Source organism: Lysobacter helvus (assembly GCF_018406645.1).
GTDB classification, from domain to species: domain Bacteria; phylum Pseudomonadota; class Gammaproteobacteria; order Xanthomonadales; family Xanthomonadaceae; genus Noviluteimonas; species Noviluteimonas caseinilytica.
In genome coordinates this window covers 315,779-333,589 of record NZ_AP024546.1, presented here as the reverse complement: position 1 = coordinate 333,589, position 17,811 = coordinate 315,779, and the positions used below count along the sequence as shown (strand labels likewise).

The following is a 17,811-nucleotide window of genomic DNA, read 5'->3' as shown; positions in this document are numbered from 1 at the left end:
GCCGGCGGCGATCGTTTCTTTCGAAGCGAGTGCTCCATTCCCGTCTTTCACCCGCAACGTCGCTACCATCGCCCCAATGGACGCCACCTCCCGAACGGACGCCAAGCCCGGCCTGTCGACCAAGCGCCTCGCCGTGCTGCTCGGCGGCCTGGCGATGTTCGGGCCGTTCTCGATCGACACGATCTTCCCGGCCTTCCCGCAGATGGGCGCGCAGCTCGGTGCGGACAAGCTGGCGATGCAGCAGACGATCAGCGTCTACTTGATCGCGTATGCGCTCACGAGCCTGGTGCACGGGCCGCTGTCGGATGCGATCGGGCGGCGGCGCGTGATCCTCGGCGGGCTGGCGATCTTCGCCGCGGCGTCGGCCGGGTGCGCGCTGTCGACGGACCTGACGACGCTGCTGCTGTTCCGCGCGCTGCAGGGCCTCAGTGCGGGCGTGGGCCTGATCGTGGGACGCGCGGTGATCCGCGACGTGCTGCATGGCCACGATGCGCAACGCTTGATGAGCCAGGTGTCGATGATCTTCGGCATCGCGCCGGCGATCGCGCCGGTGATCGGCGGCTGGATGCTGGGCTGGAGCGCGTGGCCGACGATCTTCTGGTTCCTCGTCGCGTTCTCCGCGCTGCTGTGGATCGCAACGCTGCTCGCGCTTCCGGAAACGCATCCGCCGCAGGCGCGCCTGAAGCTGCGCGGCAAGGCCTTGTTGCGCGACTACGTGGCGATCTTCCTCAACCCGCGGTTCCAGCGGCTCGCGGCGGCGGGCACGTTCAACTTCGGTGCGTTGTTCCTGTACATCGCATCGGCGCCGGCGTTCGTGCTGGACCTGCTGAAGCTCGACCAGCGCAGCTTCGCGTGGTTCTTCGTGCCGATGATCGGCGGGATGATGCTCGGGGCGTTCACGTCGGGCCGCATCGCGGGCAAAGTGGCCGCGACGCAGCAGGTGCGCCTGGGCTTTGCGTGCTGCGGGGCGGCGGCGGTGGCCAACCTGGCCTACAACGTGTTCGTGCCGGTGCCGACGGTGCCTTGGGCGGTGTTGCCGATGATGTTGAATTCGTTCGGCATCGCGCTGGTGTTCCCGATCCTGACGCTCGCGATCCTCGACATGTATCCGCGCCAGCGCGGCAGTGCGTCGTCGCTGCAGGCCTTCACCGGCCTGGTCAGCAATGCGTTCATCGCCGGCGTGCTGTCGCCGCTGCTCAGCCAGTCGCCGCTGCGCCTGGCGATCGGCGCGGCGTGCTTCACCACGCTGGGCTGGGCGTTCTGGAAGTGGGAATCGCGGTCGAACGTGCCGATGGCGGCATGCGCGCCGTCGGAAGCGGCGGCGCTGGAACCGACGGAGCGGCTTTAACCTTCTTCTTCGGCTTCGTACTGCGCATCCGTCACGCGCGCATCGAGCTTGCACGACTGCGTGGCGCCCTGCGCGGTGCAGGTGCACTGGCCGGCTTCGACGAGCGTGCGCGTGCGGCCTTCGGACTTGCCGCGCTTGACCCAGTCGCGCGCCTGCTTGTTGGCGGCGTCGCAGGCCTGCGCTTCGCTGCTGCCGGTGGCGGTGAAGGTCTTCGTCGCTTCCTGCGCATGCACGGCGGGTGCAAGGGCGAGCGCGAAGGCGAGGGCGATCAGGGTGATGCGCATCGGAATCCCCAGGGGGCTTTGAACGGCGCCGGTTTTGACGCGGCGCGATTCTACGCAGTCGCGGCCCTGTACCGCATGAACGCAAATACCGGCAGGCCCGCCAGCAGCAAGGCGCCGCCCCACAACAGGGATTCGCTGCCCGTGCCCACCAGCGCATACAGGCTGTAAAGCAGCGCCAGCGCGGCCAGGATGCGGCCGTTGCGCTCGCCGGTGCGTAGCCACGCTGCGCTGCTGACCACGTAGGGCAGCAACGTCGCCGCCGTGGACAGCAGGATGGAGAACGTGAACAGTTCCACCAGCGAGTGGCTGAAGTTGGCCATCACCAGCAACGACGCCAGCACGCTGCTGGCGACGACGCCGAACACCGGCGTGCCGTTCGCATGCAGGCGCGCGAAGGGTTTCGGCAACATGCCGTCCTGCGCGGCCGCCAGCGGCACCTGGCCGGAGACCAGCACCCAGCCGTTGAGCGCGCCGAACGTGGAGATCGTGGCGACCACCGCGAGCGCGATGCCCGCACCCGGACCCCACAAGCTGCTCGCGGCATCCGCCATCGGCGCCTGCGAATCCTTCAGCACGTCGCCCGGCAACAGGCCCAACACCACGGTGCACGCGAGGATCGTCGCGACGCCCGCGAGCAGCGTGCCGAAGATCGTGGCGCGCGGAATGGTGCGCGACGCATCGGTGATCGCGCCGGCGGGGATCGTCGCCGCTTCCAGGCCGAGGAACGCCCACAACGTCAGCGCGACCGTGGCCTGCACGACGTGGCCCATCGGCTCGCCGCTGCGGTTGAACGGCACGTAGTGCGTGGTGTCGACGAACCACAGCGCGACCACGGCGAACAACAGCAGCGGGACCAGCTTCAATACCGTGGTGAGCAATTGCACGCGGCCCGCTTCGCGCACGCCGGCGAGGTTGACCGCGGTGCAGATCCACAACGCACCGAGCGCGCACATCGCCGAACGCAGCGGCGTGGCGGTGAGCGGCGGGAACACCGCGCCGATGCTGCCGGCGAAGGCGACCGCGATCGCCGCGTTGGCGCACCACACCGAGATCCAGTAACTCCACGCGATCACGAAGCCCGCGACATCACCGAACCCGTTGCGCGCATACACGTACGGCCCGCCGGTCTGCGGCCAGCGCGCGGACAACTTGCAGAACGTGAGCGCCAGGAGGATCGCGCCGCACAAGGTGATGCCCCAGCCGAGCAGGCTCGCGGCGCCGTACGGCGCGAGCGACGCAGGCAGCAGGAACACGCCGCTGCCGATCATGCTGCCGACGACGAGCGCGATCGCCGACCACAGGCCGAGCGGCCGGGCCGATGAGGTTTGCGGTTCCGCTTCGAGCGACGTCACGCGCCGGTCCGGTACAGCCGGCGCAGCAGTTCGTGGAAATGGTGGACGGCGTTCTCGCGCAACGGATTCAGGCGCCCGGGCACGTACGAACCCGACGACAACCCGCGCTGCACGTCTTCGCAGATGGTGAGGTCTTCCACCTGCACCTCGTCGCTGAAGCTCAGGTCCGCGGCGCGGCGCGCGACGCCGGCTTCGGACTCGTCCATCGCGTAGTAGAAATCGAACTCCACGCGGCAGCGATCGATGCCCAGCGGGATGATGCGGTTGGTCTGCAGGCGGCCGGGCAGGATGTTGAGCATCGTGTTCGGCCACATCCAGTAATAGAGCGCATCGCCCGCGCCGTACAGGGCGTCGCCGCTTTCCAGCGGGCTGAACTGGTAGGAGTACCACTCCGCCGTCTCGGTGATGTAGCTGCGGTAATCCAGCAGCTTGTTCAGGCCGGGATGGATGTGCGGGACGTGGTAGCCCTCGAGGTAGTTGTCGACGTACACCTTCCAGTTGCACGCGACTTCGTAACCGACGCGGTGGTGGTGGCCGTAGTGTTCGAGCCCGCGGTCGGGGCCCAGGCGTGCATCGATTCCGGCGACGAATGCATCGAAGTCCGGCGCATGCGCACTATCCACGCACGCGAATACCATGCCCTGCCACACGCGCACCGACAGTTGCGGCAGGCGGATGTCGGACGGTACGAAGTCCGGCGCGCCGCCCATTTCCGGCGCCGAACGCAGCACGCCTTCGAGCGTGTAGGTCCAGCCGTGGTAGCGGCAGCGCAGCGCCTTGGCGCCCAGGCCATCGCACTGCGCGATCGGGCCGGCGCGATGGCGGCACACGTTGTGGAAGACGCGGATTTCGTTGTCGGCGCCGCGCACCGCGATCACCGGCAGGCCGGCGAAATTGGCGATGGCGTGGTCGCCCGCGTTGCGCAACTGGCACACGTGCGCGATGAGTTGCCAGCCGCGATCGAAGATCAGCGCGCGGTCGACGGCGACGTACGCAGGATCTGCGTAGAAGCGCGCGGGCAGGGCGGTGGCGTGGTCGAGCGGCTGCGGATCCAGGTCGGACGGCGGCGGCGGAACCTGCGGGCGGGTGGCGGTCTGCGTCATGCGCCCGAGTATGCCGCGCGCGCGCGCGCCGCGCATGCCCGGCAGGTCACGCGGGGCCAACCCTCGCAGGATTACGGTCGCCGGCAGGAGGGCGCCCGTGGCGGATTTCAGCCAGCAACGCGATGCGATGGTCCGGCACCAGCTCGCCGCGCGCGGGCTGCACGATCCGCGCGTGCTCGACGCGATGGGCCGGGTGCCGCGCGAGCCCTTCGTCGGCGCGTCGATGCAGGCGTTCGCCTACGACGACGGGCCGTTGCCGATCGATGCCGGGCAGACGATCTCGCAGCCCTACATCGTCGCGCGCATGGTCGAGCTTGCCCGCATCGCGCCGGGCGACCGGGTGCTGGAGATCGGCGCGGGGTCGGGCTACGCCGCGGCGGTGATGGCGGCGATCGCGGCGCGCGTGTTCACGATCGACCGCATCGAACGGCTGGCGGCGCTGGCGCGCGGGCGCTTCGAATCGCTGGGCTACGACAACATCGACGTGCGCACGGGCGATGGCACGCAGGGATGGCCGGAGGCGGCGCCGTTCGATGCGATCGTGGCGTCCGCCGGCGGGCCGGGCGTGCCGGACGTGTTGAAGGGACAGCTGGCGATCGGCGGGCGGCTGGTGATGCCGGTGGGCGCTTCGCTGCATGCCCAGCAGCTGGTGCGGGTGACGCGCGTGGAGGCGGCGCGCTTCGAGACCGAAGCGAAGGATCACGTGGCGTTCGTGCCGTTGATCGGGGTGTTCGGGTGGGGCGACGAGGCGGCGTACTGAATTGCGCGGCGATCGGGGCGTTCCCTCCCCGGCCCTCCCCGCGGAGCGGGGAGGGAGGGGTGCGCGTCAGTTGCGCTTCGTCGTCGTCGCGGGTGCGGTGGCCACCGGGCCCGAACTCCAGCCGCAGGTCTGGCCTTCGTTCTGCTTCTTCAGCCATTCCTGCAGCGGGGCGAAGTATTCGAGCACCGCGCTCGCGTCCATCTTGTCGCTGCCCGTCATTTCCTTGAGCGTCGCCTGCCACGGCTGGCTCGCGCCGCGCGACAGCATCGTCTGCAGTTTCTTCCCGGCGTCCTTGTTGCCGTAGAAGCTGCATTCGTACAGCGGGCCCTTGTAGCCGGCCGTGTCGCACAGCGCCTTGTAGAACTGGAACTGCAGGATGTGCGAGAGGAAATAGCGCGTGTACGGCGTGTTGCCCGGTACGTGGTACTTCGCGCCCGGATCGAAGAACTCCTCGCCGCGCGGCGTCACCGGGGCCACGCCCTGGTACTTCGCCTTCAGGTCCCACCACGCCTTGTTGTACTGGTCGGGCTTGATCGAACCGTCGAACACGCCCCAGCGCCAGCGATCGATCATCAACCCGAACGGCAGGAACGACACCTTCGCCAGCGCCATGCGCATCTGCGCGTTGATCAGCGCCTGGTCGCCCTGCTGCTGTTCGCCGACCAGGCCGATCGACTGCAGGTACTTCGGCGTCATCGCCAGCACGATCGTGTCGCCGATCGCTTCGTGGAAGCCATCGTGCGCGCCGGTCTGGAACAGCGGCGGCAGGTTGTTGTACGACAGGTAGTAATAGACGTGGCCGAGCTCGTGGTAGATCGTGGTGAAGTCTTCCTCGGTCGGCTTGATGCACATCTTCGTGCGCACGTCGCCGGCCATGTTCATGTCCCACGCGCTGGCGTGGCAGACCACGTCGCGGTCGCGCGGCTTGATGAACTGCGTCTTCTCCCAGTAGCTCGCGGGCAGCTTGGGCATGCCGAGCGAGGTGTAGAAATCCTGCGCGCGTTCGGTCATGCGCTTGGCGGTGGACAGCGCGGCGACCTGGTGCAGGTCGGCGAGCTGTTCGGGGTTCGGGAGATCCGGGCCCGAGAGCTTGGACATCTCTTCGGCTTCGTCGGCCTTGGCGAGCTGGTCCAGCTTCTGGTTGATGTCGAGGTCGCCGGCGTCCTTGTACGGCTGCAGCATGTCCCAAAGGTTGCTCCAGTCCTGCTGCCACATGTTGCCCATCAGGTGCGCGGGCAGCAGGCCGCCGGCCACTTCGCCGCGCTCGCCGTATTTCGCCTTCAGTTGCGTGCGCGCGTAGCAGTGCAGCTGTTCGTACAGCGGCTTGACCTGCGTCCACAGGCGATCGGTTTCCGCGGCGATCTGCGCGGGCGTCATGTCGTAGCCGGCGCGCCACAGCTCGCCCGTGTCGGCGTAGCCCATGTCGCGTGCACCGGTGTTCACCAGTTCGACGAAGCGCGTGTAGTCCTTGCGCATCGGGATCGCGGTGGCGTGCCAGCCTTGCCAGGCGTCCAGCTGCGCGTCGTAGTCGTGGTCCTTGCTGGCCAGCACGGCTTCCAGGTCGCCGAGCTGGCGGCACACCTTCGCCGAGCCCTCGCCCTTGCAGTACGTGCCCTTGCCGTACATGCCTTCCATCTTCGAGGCGATCTGGGTGAGCTCTTCGAGCTGCTTGGGATCGTTCGGCGGCGGCATCGGGGTCTGCAGCTTCAGCAGCGTGATGGCGCGCGCGGTGGCCGGCGACATCGGCTGGCCTTCGAACTTGCGCGACTGTTCGATCCAGCCCTTGAGCTGGATGGAGAAGCGTTCGTTGGCCTTCGACGAGAGGCGTTCGCTGTCGTCGTTGATGTAGGTGGACGAGACCCACTGCGCGGCGGTGAGGTCGGGATAGCCCTTGCGCAGTTCGTCGTTGACGCGCGCGATGAACTGGTCGGCCGTCTCGCCTTCCGGCGGCGGCGTGGTGGCGATGCCGCCAGGTGCGACGGGCGCTTCGGGGGTCTTCTTGCAGCCGGCGATCGTGAGCAGGCCGGCGGAGATGGCGAGCGCGAGCAGGAAAGGACGTGCGGTCACGGGTCGGTCCCTGGAGGCGCCGGGCGGCGCGAGGACCCGCAGGCTATGGGGTGGGGGCGATGGCGCGCAAGTTCCGTCCGTACCCGCCGGGCCCGCGAAGGCTCCAAAAGCAGGATTCGGTTCCTGGCGTCGTCCCCGCGAAGGCGGGGACACCCATCAGGGCGCTCCGCCACGCCCCATCCGGCAGCACTTTGTCGCGTGCGCGCCAAAGCGCTCCCAAAATTTTGCTGCGCAAAACTTTGGGCCCCGGCCCAATGCACCCACATTCCCCCGCGCTGTCGCGCCGCCCCCTTTGACTCAAAGGGGGCTCTTCATCGATGGGAAGCGCCGAAACGTTTTTTTCGCAAATTCTGTTGCGCAAGCAAAGCGCCAGCCAAACAAGTTTCAGAAGCAGCGCGCTGCTTTCGCAAACCGAAGCTGCAGGCCGCAACGTTGCGGTGAGGCGCACCGCACGCCGAGCCAATCCCGCGCAGCCGTCCATGGATGGACGGCGCCGATGCTCGCAGCCAGGGATGGCGAGGCAGCGGAGCGGGATTGGCTGGGCGTGCAGTGCGCCGTCCGTCCGAAGCGGATGTGTTCGCCAGCGACTCACCGATCCGGTGCGAGGCACTACTCCTACGCAGCGTCGCAACGCTCCGGTTGCGAAGCGCTTCGACGTGATGAGGGCTTATAGGTCCGTACAGTGCGCCATGGATGGCGCACGGCCGGCGTCTTGCGGCTGGACGCATCGCAAAACGACGGGGGAGGACCTATGAGCCCTCATCGCGGCGGAGCGCCGTGCCGGAGGAGGTTGATGCGATTTTGCGTTTGGATCGCCGGCTGAGCGGGGATCACGAGCAAAGATCAGGGAACAACGAGTTCGCGGGTCTCTGCATCCGCCAATCCGCGATCGTGCAGCCATCGCCATGCGTCGCTGGCGTCCTGCTCCACGTATTCGCGGGCCGAGCCGAGCCGGAACGTGTAACCCCACGCATCCATGTCGGCGAACACGCGGGCCGCGCCCACGCCCGGGATCGCATCGCCGAGCAGCGATTGCAGCACGCACACCGCGTCTTCTTCCGCGACCGAATCCGTCGCGTCCGTGTGCACCGTCGCACGCTTCTCCGGCGGCAGCACGATCAGGTGCGCCGCCTCGTGCAACAACGAATGCACCGGCGTGTCGGCGCGCGCGAAGACCGTGGCGCCGACCAGTCCCGCTTCCGGCTCGCCCCAGTAGCTGCCGGGGATCGCCGCGCCATCGTCGACGTGCACCAGTTGCAGCCCGTAGCGGCCCAGCAGGGCCGCCACGTGGGTGCGGTCGATGTCCGCCAGCGTGAGCACGGCGCAGGTCACGTCACACCGCCGCCGCGCGCTCCTCGGGAAGCGCGACCGAGATGTCGAGCACGTCGTGCTCGCCGTCCTTCACCACGTCGACCTTCACCGCATCGACGTCGACGTTGACGTACTTGCGGATCACTTCCAGCAGCTCGCGACGCAGCAGCGGCAGGTAATCCGGGCCGCCGTGCGCCGAGCGTTCCTGCGCGATGATGATGCGCAGGCGATCCTTCGCGACCGCGGCGGTGTTCTTCTTGGGCTTGAGGAAATCGAAGATCGACATGGCTCAGCCCCCGAACAACTTGGTGAAGAATCCCTTCTTCTCGGGTTGCGTGAAGCGCATGGGCCGCTCCTGGCCCATCAGGCGCGCGACGGCATCGTCGTAGGCCTGGCCTGCGTTGGATTCCATGTCGAGGATCACCGGCTCGCCCTTGTTGGACGCGTTGAGCACGTCGCCCGATTCGGGGATCACGCCGATGGTCTTCAGGCCCAGCACTTCTTCCACGTCGGTGATCGACAGCATTTCGCCGGTCTCCACGCGCGAGGGGCTGTAGCGGGTGAGCAGCAGGTGTTCCTTCACGCGCTCGCCGTTCTCGGCCTTGCGCGTCTTGGACGCGAGCAGGCCGAGGATGCGGTCGGAGTCGCGCACCGAGGAGACTTCCGGGTTGACCACGACGATCGCCTGGTCGGCGAAGTACATCGCGAGGAACGCGCCCTTCTCGATGCCGGCGGGCGAGTCGCACACGATGTAGTCGAAGCCGTCCTCGGCCAGGTCGTTGAGCACCTTCTCCACGCCTTCCTTCGCCAGCGCGTCCTTGTCGCGCGTCTGCGAAGCGGCCAGCACGTGCAGGTTGTCGAAACGCTTGTCCTTGATCAGCGACTGCTTGAGCGTCGCCTCGCCGTGGATCACGTTGACGAAGTCGTACACCACGCGACGCTCGCAGCCCATGATCAGGTCGAGGTTGCGCAGGCCGACGTCGAAGTCGATGACGGCGACCTTCTTGCCCTGGCGGGCCAGGCCGCACGCGATGCTGGCACTGGTGGTGGTCTTGCCGACGCCGCCCTTGCCGGACGTGACTACGATGATTTCGGCCAAGTGTTGTCCTCCCTCTCGAATGCTTGCTGTTGTTGTATCAGTCCAGCGCCGCGATGCGGAGCTGCCCCTGTTCGAGCCAGACCTGCACGGCCTTGCCGCGCAGTTCCTTCGGAATGTCTTCCAGCACCTTGTAGTGCCCCGCCACCGCGACGAGCTCCGCGTGGAACTCGCGGCAGAAGATGCGCGCCTTCTCGTTGCCCTGCGCACCTGCGAGCGCACGGCCGCGCAAGGCGCCGTAGATGTGGATGGAGCCGTCGGCGATCGCCTCGGCGCCGGCGCCCACGGTGGTCAGCACGGTGAGGTCGCTGTTTTCGGCATACACCTGCTGGCCGGACCGCACGGGCGAGGCCTGCATCATGCCCGGCGCGGAGCCGCCCGGCGCGTTCGCGGCCGGTGCGGGTTTCGGTTCCGGTGCGGCGGCGGGCTTCGCGCTGGCGCGCGGCGGCGGTGGGGGTTCGGGTGCGGCGTCGGCGCGTTCGTACTGCGCGCGGAACTTGGCGAGCAGCGGCAGGCCGAGGGCGACCGAGAGTTCTTCGATCTCGCGCGTGCCGTAGGCCAGCGCGACCGGCAGCACGCCGGCTTCGCGCAGGCCGTCGACCAGCGCGCGGGCGGTGGCGACGTCCGGCGTGCGCGTCAGGCCGCCGAAGTCCAGGACCACGGCGGCGCGTTCGAACAGCTTGGGCGCGCGCTGCACGCGGTCGCGCATTTCGGCGGCCAGCTGCGCGACGTCGAGCGTACGCACGCGCAGGTTGGCGATGCCGACCTGGCCGATCTTGAGTTCGCCTGCCTGTTCGTAATCGACGGCCGTGCTCACGCGCACGTCCCGGTGGGGCGGTGGGCGGGGGGCGCGTGCAGGCGCGGCTGCAGCAGCCACGGGGCGTCGGGCAGGGCGTCGCCGTAGGTGTCGCGCACCCAGGCGTAGCTGCAGAGGTCCTTCATCAGCATCGCGGCGCGATGGCCGCCGTGCATGACGTTCTGGCCCACTTCGCGGAAGCCGAAGCTGCCGTGGAAGAGCAGGGCGTGGTCGGCGCCACCTTCCAGCAGCACTTCGCAGAACAGCTGCGGGTAGCGCAGTTCCGCGTAGCTCTGCACGTCGGCGTACAACGCGCGGCCGACGCCACCGCCGCGGCGGCGGCTCGCCACCACGATGCGGTCGATGTAGAAGAAATGCTCGTGGCGCGCACGGAACCAGGCGAAGTTGTCGCTGTCGTGCGCGGCCGTGGACCCGAAACCGACGAGGAAGCCAGCCAGCGTGCCGTCGCGCTCGGCGACGCGGAAATATTCGGCGGTATCGAAGAAGCTGCGGAGCTTGGCCGCGTCGAGCGGCAGGATCGCGGGGCCGGCGGCGTTGTTGAGGGCTAGGACGGAATCCAGCTCGTGCTCGCGCACGTCGCGGACGACGATCGACATTGAAGACTCCGTGCTTGCGTGCGGCCTGGGACCATTGCGTGTGGTGCGCGCCCGGCATCCCCGGCGCGGCGCGGATTATCGCACGCGCGCCCCGGCCGGGGGCATGACTTTCGGCTCGGCGCCGATCGTGGGCGATGGGGCTAGGATGCCGGCATGTTCACCCGCTTCGGCCACGATCGCCTGTTGCGCTACGCCGGCCTGTTCACCTGGGCGGTCGTCAGCGTGCCCCTGCTGTATTCGTGGCTGGTGCCCCTGTTCGGCGACGGCGCGGACGACCAGCTGGCGCTGCGGCCGATGCCCTGGCCGGGCTGGGTCTCGTATTTCGCCTTCGGCCTGAGCTACGCGTGGCTGACCCGCGGGCTCGGCGTGCGCCGCCGCACGCTGGGGGACTTCGCCCTGCTGGTGGTGCTCACCCTGGCCGCGGTGGGCGTGAGCTACTACAACGAAAGCGGCCTCGGCAGCGTGCTGCTGATGGTCGCCGCCTGCGTGCTGCCGTGGCTGCTGCCCCTGCCGCTGGGCGTGGCGTGGCTGGTCCTGAGCCAGCTGGCGGTGGTGCCGGTGTTCGTGCACGGCCTGAACTTCCCGCTGCTCGAAGCGCTGATGCAGTCGGTGCTTTACGCGGGCTTCTCCGGGTTCGTGTTCGTCACCAGCCTGGTCGCGCGGCAACAGGCCCAGGCGCGCGACGAACAACGGCGGTTGAACTCCGAATTGCGCGCCACCCGCGCGCTGCTCGCCGAAAGCGCGCGCGTCAACGAACGCACGCGCATCTCGCGCGAACTGCACGACCTGCTGGGCCACCACCTCACCGCGCTGAGCCTCAACCTCGAAGTGGCGGGGCACCTGTCGGAAGGCCGCGTCAAGGAACACGTGCAGCAGGCCCACACGCTCGCGCGCCTGCTGCTGACCGACGTGCGCGAAGCGGTGAGCCAGTTGCGCGAAGGCGGGGCGATCGACCTTGCCGCCGCGCTGCGCCCGCTCGCCGAGAACGTCCCGTCGCTGGCGATCCACATGGACATCGAAGAGCCGCTCGCGATCGACGATCCCGAGCGCGCGCACGTGCTGCTGCGCTGCACGCAGGAAATCATCACCAACGCGGTGCGCCACGCCGGCGCGCGCAACCTCTGGATCCATGCCCGCCGCGTCGACGGCGGCATCGGCATCGATGCGCGCGACGACGGCACCGGCGCCGACGCGGTCGTGCCCGGCCACGGCCTGCGCGGCATGCGCGAGCGCCTGGCCCAGCACGGCGGCGCGCTCGAGGTCGATTGCCGGCCGGGCGAAGGCTTCCACCTGCGCCTGGTCCTGCCGCTGGCCACCGGCCCCCTCTGCGTGCCCGTGGCCACCGTGTCGGCGGGCGCGGCCCCGATCGAACCTTCCCCCACCACCGATGGCACCACCCCGCGAGGAGCAGTGGCCTGATGAACAACGGCACGATCCGCATATTGCTGGTCGACGACCAGACCCTGGTGCGCCAGGGCATCCGATCCCTGCTGGCGCTCGCCGAGGGGATGGAAGTCATCGCCGAAGCGGCGGACGGGCGCCAGGCGGTGGACCTGATCCCGCAGGCCAAGCCCGACGTGGTCCTGATGGACATGCGCATGCCGGTGATGTCGGGCCTGGAAGCCCTGCAGGCGCTGGCCCGCATGAATGCGCTGCCCCCCACGATCATCCTCACGACCTTCGACGACGACCAGCTGGTGCTGGCGGGGCTGAAGGCGGGGGCGAAGGGCTACCTGCTGAAGGACGTGACGCTCGAACAACTGGTCGGCGCGATCAAGACCGTGGCCGCGGGCGGCTCGCTGGTCCAGCCGGCCGTCACGCAGCGGCTGCTGTCGGGCCTGGAGCACATGCGCAACGATTTCGTCAGCCTGGACCGGCCCGATCCGCTGACCGACCGCGAAACCGAAATCCTGCGCCTGATGGCGAGCGGCTTTTCGAACAAGGAAATCGCCAATTCGCTGGGCGTGGCCGAGGGCACGATCAAGAACCACGTGTCCAACATCCTTTCCAAGCTCGGCGTTCGCGACCGCACCCGGGCGGTGCTCAAGGCCTTCGAACTCCAGCTTGTGTGACGGCGGGGGCCAATCTCCGCCGTAAACAAGGCTCCCTCCGGCCACCGCCGTTTGTTAGCATGCCCGGTCTGTGCGGCCCGCCCGGCGGCGGCCCGGTCTGGAGACTTACCGAATGACCCGTTTGATCGAGATCCTGATTTCCCTGGCGATCGTCGCCGTGCTGTTCCTCGTGGTGGGCCTGGTGTTGCCGTCTTCGCGGCATGTCACCGAGAGCATCGAGACGAACCGCAAGATGACGATCGTGCGCGACACGCTCAACAGCCCGAAGCGGTTGAAGGACTGGAACGTCCTGGCGCTGCGCGACCCGCGCATGCAGTGGACCTTCAGCGGTCCCGAGACCGGCGTCGGCGCCACCGCGAGCTACAGCTCCACCAATGCACAGATCGGCAAGGGCAGCTGGAAGATCGTCAAGAGCGAGCCCACGCGCATCGAGTACGAAATCGTCGACCCCGCGCGCGGCGCCGGCAAGCACACGGTGTTCAACCTCAAGCCGACCGGCCGCAACAACCGCAACGTCGAAATCGTGCAGACGTACGACGTCGACTACGGCTTCGACCTGCTCGGCCGCTACTCGGGCATGTACATCCGCAGCGTCGGCGACGACATCAAGCTGGGCCTGGGCAAGCTGACCAACATGCTGGCCGGCGTGCCCAACTACGACTACGCCGCCGACTTCGGCCGCAAGGACCCGGCCAACCTGCCGAAGGTCGTCGAGCTGCAGGGCGAGAACCTGCTGACGGCGCCGGCCTCGGTCGAACGCGATCCGGAGAAGATCCAGACCGCGATGAGCAACAACCTGCAGTGGATCCGCAAGGTGATGGACGCCAACGGCCTGGAAGCCACCGGCCCGGTGCGCGTGATCACCACCGAGTTCGCGGCCGACAGCTACTCCTTCGACACCGTGCTGCCCGTGCGCAAGAAGGGCGAAACCGGCCCGTCGATGCCGCTGTCCGCGCCGAAGCTGGAGCAGAACGTGCAGTACGTGCGCACCGAACCGGGCCGCTACGTGTCGGCCGGGTTCCAGGGCCACATGCTCAGCCTGCCGAAGATGCGCGACTCGCTGCGCGCCTGGACGATGACGCGCGGCCTCGAAACCACCGACCGTCCGTTCGAGGTCTGGAACGCGGGCGTGGATGCGGGCTTCACCGACGAAGGCCAGTTCACGCTGTTCTGGAAGCTCAAGTAAGACACGCACATGCGCGATCGCGCACTGCACGAAGAACGCCGCGCTCGCGGCGTTTTTCGTTTGCGGCGGGGGTTGGCGGCGTGCGGTGCGTTCGCGTGCGCGCTGGCGGTGGGCCTTGCGGCCTACGCCTCGCACGGCGTGGAAGGCGATGCACGTGCGCGCCTTTCGCTCGCCGCGGCCTTCGCGTTCGCGCATGGCCTGGCGCTGGCGACGCTCGCGCCGCGCTGCGAACGCAGGCTCGGCCTCGTCGCGGCGTGCGCCCTGTTCGCGGGCATGCTGCTGTTCTCCGGCAGCCTGGCGGGCGCGGCGCTGTGGCAATGGCCCACGACGTTCGCGCCATTCGGCGGTACGCTGCTCATCGCGGGGTGGTGCGCCATGGCCATCGACCTCGCGCGCCGCTGAAGGGGACCGCATGCCACGCCGTGCCAGGGGATTCGATGTCGACGCCGCGCACGCGCATCTCGCCAGGCGCGATCGCAAATTGGCGAAGTGGATGGACCGCATCGGCCCGATCGACGCCGACCCGCGGTGGCGCAAACCCTTCGATCCCGTCGACGCGCTCGCGCGGGCGATCCTCTACCAGCAACTGAGCGGCAAGGCCGCCGCGACGATCGTCGGCCGCGTGGAAACCGCGATCGCCAGCGACCGCTTCCATTGCGACACGCTCGCGCGCATCGACGACGCCGCGCTGCGCGTGTGCGGCGTGTCGGGCAACAAGACGCTCGCGCTTCGCGACCTCGCCCTGCGCGAAGAACGCGGCGAAATCCCGACGCTCAAGCAGATGGCGATGATGGATGAAGGCGCGATCATCGATGCGCTCGTCCCGATCCGCGGCATCGGCCGCTGGACGGTGGAGATGATGCTGATGTTCCGCCTCGGCCGCCCCGACGTGTTGCCGGTGGATGACCTCGGCATCCGCAAGGGCGCGCAGGCCGTGGACAAGCTCGACGCGATGCCCGCGCCGAAGGGGTTGCTGGAACGCGGAGAGAAGTGGGGGCCGTATCGAACCTACGCCAGCTTGTATCTGTGGCGCATCGCGGATGCGGCGAATGCGCCGAAGGCGAAGGATGCAAAACCGGTGAAGCGCTCGCAGGGATGACCATGCGGCACGCAAGGACGTGGTTGTTGATTGCAGCGGCGCTCGGCTTGTCGTGCGTGGTGGCCTGGTGGCAGCGCCCCGCACCGCAGGTCCTGCCGTCGCGGGTGGATGCGGCCGTGGCATCTGACGCGCCCCTGCCTCGCCGCGCCGCGATGATCGGCAGCACGTTGCCCGACGCGTTTTCATCGATGGACGCGCTGCCCGTGGCCGTCGTGGATGGCGGCGGGTTGGGTGGCCGCGACTTGCGCCTTACCGAGAGCCTCGACGCGGCGATCGCCGCACACGGCGCCGACGCCTGGCTCGTGTACGACATGGAGGCATACGCATTCATGGCGTGCGGCATTGCCAAGCGACTCGCCGACCAGCCGGAACGACTCGATCACAATCGTGCCTGGGCGATCGATTACGTCCTCCGCGCGTGCACGGGATACGACGAAAAGAAGTACACGCCATTCCTCCGCGGGATGGCGCCCGACGTGATGTTCGCGCGCGAGATGGGCGAGCCGATCGCGGATGCGCTCGCATTGGATGACCTGCGCACTGCGGTCACGTCGGCCCAGTTGACGCCGGCCAGCAACCAACTGTTCCGGAGCGGCAAGTTCCCCGTCGCGATCCCGCAACACCTGAGCGACGGCGAGCGCATGGAGGCGTTCGAGCTCGCCGTTGTGCCGATCCGTTGCCGCGCGCTCAACGCCTGCGGAAACCAATCGTTGTTGACCGCGATGCTTTGCATGCAAGGCTGCGCACGCGGCGTGACCCTGGAGCAGGCGATGCGAAGCCGCATGTCCCCCGCCGCGATTGCCGCTGCCATGGAAATGCGACGCGGCCTCGTGCGCTTTCGCAGCGCGCCGCGCTGAGGATCAGGCGTTCGCCCCCACCGGCGACGCCACCGGCGTCCGTGTCCCGAAGCGTCGCTTCAGGTGCAACGCCGGCCGTTCGACCAGGAACCACGACGCCGCCGCGCACGCGAACGCCAGCAGGCTGCCGAACACGACGTTGTGCAACGGTCCGCCCGGCGATACATGCTGCACCACCTGCGCCGCGGGCCATCCGTAGAGATACAAGCCGTACGACAGATCGTGGTGCGCGATGCGCGGCCCGCGCGGCACGAACGCCAGCCACAACGTCCCGTACGTCACGAGCCCGAAGTAGGGCGCGACGAACCACGGCGTCCCGCGCAGCACCGCCGCGAGCACCAGCAACACGACGACCGGGATCCACGACACGCGCACGCGATCGCGCAACAACCACAACACGGTGCCGGTGGTGAAGCACGCCAAGCACCACAGGTCGTTCGCGAGCCATTCCGGCAGCGGCGCGCGCCAGAGCGCGAAGGCCACGATCGCCGCGAGCAACGCCACCCAGGCAACGACGTAGCGCCGCACCACGAGCATTCCGCACAACGACGCGCCCAGCAGCGCCAGGTACAGGCGCGCTTCGATCGGCAACGTCCACAGCGAGCCGTTCACCACGTCCGAAGGCTGGCCCGCGAACACGCCGGGCAACTGGTATTCCGCGCGCCACAGGCTCGCGTTCGACCACGCGTAACGCCACGTCTGTGCGGACCAGTACTCGTGCGAGGTCGTCAGCAGCGGCCCGAGCACGAACACCGTCACCGCCACGCACACCACCAGCGCCGGCAGGATGCGCAACGCGCGCGAGCCGAGGTAACCGCGCACGGTGTTGCGCTGCAGGCTGGCGGCGATCAGGAAGCCGCTGATCACGAAGAACATGTCCACGGCCAGCGCGCCGGCGAACTTGACCTGCGTCAGTTGCGCGACGACATCGCCGCCGGGCGCACCGGTGATCGCCCACGCATGGCCGTAGATGACCAGCCACGCCGCGACGAGGCGGATCAGGTTGAAATGGTTTTTCCCGCCCTCCCACGCCTGCCCGAGCGTGCGCGTCGACTCAAGCCCCACGCCAGCACCAATGCCAGGGCTCGTAGACGATGCCGTGCGGGTTGTCGCGCGGATAGCTCATCGTGAACCCGTGTCCGCCGGCGTTGTCCTGCAACCACGCGAACGCGCGCGTGGTTTCGAACGATTCCTCCGCCGGAGGCTCGCCGGGCGTGCCGATGTCGAGCGCGCGGCCGCCGTGGTGTTCGCTGTAGCCGGGCGCGGCGTTGACGGTGAGGATCTCGTCCACCGTCTGCCCGCGCGCGCGTTTCCGTTCGAAGATGCCGAGCTGGTAATCGTGGCTGCGATACCCGCTGATCGCCTCGAGCACGATGTCGTTGCGCATCGCGTCGGCCTGCATGTGCTGCCACGCGCGCGCGGCGCCGGGCAGCAGCCACAACGGGCGGCGATACCGATCGAAGCCGGCGAAGCCGAGCAATTCCGGTTCGGCGACGAGGGGCAGGCCGGTGCGTTCGCCGTACGCATCATCCAGGCCGAGCGCATCGAGGTGCTCGCGCAAGCGGGACAGCGGCAACGTGTGCACGCGATCCACGCCGGGATGCGCGTGCGAGGCGGCGTGGGTGTCGAGTGCGTCGAGCGCGTCGTCCAGGCCCGGTTCGCGATGCAGCGCGTGCACCAGCGGCATCAGGCCTTCGGGCACCTCGGCGGCGAGATAGCGGCCGTCGGACTTGCGGCGCAACACGCGCGTGGCGCGCGACAGGATCCGCTGGTCGTGGTTGCTGCGCGCACGCAGCAACCCGCCGGGCCAGAGCTCGATGTCGGGCGTGTTGATCAGGACCCTGGCGACGCTGCGCATGCGCC

At 68.5% G+C, this 17,811-nt stretch carries 19 protein-coding genes; 8 read left to right on the top strand and 11 right to left on the bottom strand.

Features of this window, described 5'->3' with window-relative positions:
* The first annotated feature begins 76 nt into the window (after positions 1–76).
* Positions 77–1,348 carry a multidrug effflux MFS transporter gene (locus LYSHEL_RS01745; RefSeq protein ID WP_213435326.1) on the top strand — a complete coding sequence of 424 codons (1,272 nt, stop codon included), beginning with the start codon at positions 77–79 and terminating at the stop codon, positions 1,346–1,348.
* Here the strand turns inward: LYSHEL_RS01745 and LYSHEL_RS01740 are convergent.
* Genes LYSHEL_RS01740 through LYSHEL_RS01730 form a run of 3 tightly spaced genes read right to left on the bottom strand, consistent with a single transcriptional unit; the run spans position 1,345 to position 4,087 of the window.
* Positions 1,345–1,632, bottom strand: coding sequence for a hypothetical protein (locus tag LYSHEL_RS01740; protein WP_213435325.1), 288 nt, complete (start codon positions 1,630–1,632; stop codon positions 1,345–1,347). The genes LYSHEL_RS01745 and LYSHEL_RS01740 overlap by 4 nt on opposite strands.
* A gap of 50 nt (positions 1,633–1,682) precedes the next feature.
* Positions 1,683–2,984: an amino acid permease gene (locus tag LYSHEL_RS01735; protein WP_244858623.1), complete on the bottom strand. Its 1,302-nt coding sequence runs from the start codon at positions 2,982–2,984 to the stop codon at positions 1,683–1,685.
* Positions 2,981–4,087, bottom strand: coding sequence for an aromatic ring-hydroxylating oxygenase subunit alpha (locus tag LYSHEL_RS01730; protein ID WP_213435324.1), 1,107 nt, complete (start codon positions 4,085–4,087; stop codon positions 2,981–2,983). The genes LYSHEL_RS01735 and LYSHEL_RS01730 overlap by 4 nt, the downstream gene beginning before the upstream one ends.
* Positions 4,088–4,184: 97 nt before the next feature.
* Between LYSHEL_RS01730 and LYSHEL_RS01725 the strand changes: the two genes are divergently transcribed.
* Complete coding sequence (locus LYSHEL_RS01725; protein WP_213435323.1) at positions 4,185–4,847, top strand: protein-L-isoaspartate(D-aspartate) O-methyltransferase; 663 nt, start codon at positions 4,185–4,187, stop codon at positions 4,845–4,847.
* A 66-nt stretch (positions 4,848–4,913) separates the two neighbouring features.
* Here LYSHEL_RS01725 and LYSHEL_RS01720 read toward each other — a convergent pair whose 3' ends face one another.
* From LYSHEL_RS01720 to LYSHEL_RS01695, 6 genes are all read right to left on the bottom strand, one after another.
* Entirely contained in the window at positions 4,914–6,914 is a 2,001-nt protein-coding gene (locus tag LYSHEL_RS01720) for a M2 family metallopeptidase (protein WP_213435322.1), read from the bottom strand.
* A gap of 843 nt (positions 6,915–7,757) precedes the next feature.
* Positions 7,758–8,246, bottom strand: coding sequence for a hypothetical protein (locus LYSHEL_RS01715; protein WP_244858621.1), 489 nt, complete (start codon positions 8,244–8,246; stop codon positions 7,758–7,760).
* Position 8,247: 1 nt separating this feature from the next.
* Positions 8,248–8,511, bottom strand: a complete 264-nt coding sequence (minE, locus tag LYSHEL_RS01710; protein WP_213435321.1) for a cell division topological specificity factor MinE — start codon at positions 8,509–8,511, stop codon at positions 8,248–8,250.
* A gap of 3 nt (positions 8,512–8,514) precedes the next feature.
* A complete protein-coding gene (gene minD / locus LYSHEL_RS01705; RefSeq protein ID WP_213435320.1) occupies positions 8,515–9,324 on the bottom strand; it encodes a septum site-determining protein MinD in 810 nt (269 codons plus the stop codon).
* 37 nt (positions 9,325–9,361) lie between these two features.
* The gene (minC, locus tag LYSHEL_RS01700) at positions 9,362–10,138 is read right to left on the bottom strand and encodes a septum site-determining protein MinC (RefSeq protein WP_213435319.1); all 777 of its coding nucleotides are present in this window, start codon (positions 10,136–10,138) and stop codon (positions 9,362–9,364) included.
* The gene (locus tag LYSHEL_RS01695) at positions 10,135–10,734 is read right to left on the bottom strand and encodes a GNAT family N-acetyltransferase (protein WP_213435318.1); all 600 of its coding nucleotides are present in this window, start codon (positions 10,732–10,734) and stop codon (positions 10,135–10,137) included. The genes minC and LYSHEL_RS01695 overlap by 4 nt, the downstream gene beginning before the upstream one ends.
* Before the next feature lie 153 nt (positions 10,735–10,887).
* Between LYSHEL_RS01695 and LYSHEL_RS01690 the strand changes: the two genes are divergently transcribed.
* From LYSHEL_RS01690 to LYSHEL_RS01665, 6 genes are all read left to right on the top strand, one after another.
* Positions 10,888–12,153 (top strand): sensor histidine kinase, encoded by a 1,266-nt coding sequence (locus LYSHEL_RS01690; RefSeq protein WP_213435317.1) that lies wholly within the window; start codon positions 10,888–10,890, stop codon positions 12,151–12,153.
* On the top strand, positions 12,153–12,806 hold the full coding sequence (locus tag LYSHEL_RS01685; RefSeq protein ID WP_213435316.1) for a response regulator: 654 nt from the start codon (positions 12,153–12,155) through the stop codon (positions 12,804–12,806). Before LYSHEL_RS01690 ends, LYSHEL_RS01685 begins: the two co-directional genes overlap by 1 nt.
* 112 nt (positions 12,807–12,918) lie before the next feature.
* Positions 12,919–13,992 carry an SRPBCC family protein gene (locus LYSHEL_RS01680; protein WP_213435315.1) on the top strand — a complete coding sequence of 358 codons (1,074 nt, stop codon included), beginning with the start codon at positions 12,919–12,921 and terminating at the stop codon, positions 13,990–13,992.
* A 9-nt stretch (positions 13,993–14,001) separates the two neighbouring features.
* Positions 14,002–14,394: a DUF423 domain-containing protein gene (locus LYSHEL_RS01675; RefSeq protein ID WP_213435314.1), complete on the top strand. Its 393-nt coding sequence runs from the start codon at positions 14,002–14,004 to the stop codon at positions 14,392–14,394.
* A 10-nt stretch (positions 14,395–14,404) separates the two neighbouring features.
* Complete coding sequence (locus tag LYSHEL_RS01670) at positions 14,405–15,091, top strand: DNA-3-methyladenine glycosylase family protein (RefSeq protein ID WP_213435313.1); 687 nt, start codon at positions 14,405–14,407, stop codon at positions 15,089–15,091.
* Positions 15,088–15,948, top strand: coding sequence for a hypothetical protein (locus LYSHEL_RS01665; RefSeq protein ID WP_213435312.1), 861 nt, complete (start codon positions 15,088–15,090; stop codon positions 15,946–15,948). Before LYSHEL_RS01670 ends, LYSHEL_RS01665 begins: the two co-directional genes overlap by 4 nt.
* Positions 15,949–15,951: 3 nt before the next feature.
* Here LYSHEL_RS01665 and LYSHEL_RS01660 read toward each other — a convergent pair whose 3' ends face one another.
* Together LYSHEL_RS01660 and LYSHEL_RS01655 are read right to left on the bottom strand one after the other, a co-directional pair.
* On the bottom strand, positions 15,952–17,013 hold the full coding sequence (locus tag LYSHEL_RS01660) for an acyltransferase family protein (protein WP_213435311.1): 1,062 nt from the start codon (positions 17,011–17,013) through the stop codon (positions 15,952–15,954).
* The gene (locus tag LYSHEL_RS01655) at positions 17,003–17,806 is read right to left on the bottom strand and encodes a M15 family metallopeptidase (protein ID WP_213435310.1); all 804 of its coding nucleotides are present in this window, start codon (positions 17,804–17,806) and stop codon (positions 17,003–17,005) included. The genes LYSHEL_RS01660 and LYSHEL_RS01655 overlap by 11 nt, the downstream gene beginning before the upstream one ends.
* Between the last annotated feature and the right edge of the window lie 5 nt (positions 17,807–17,811).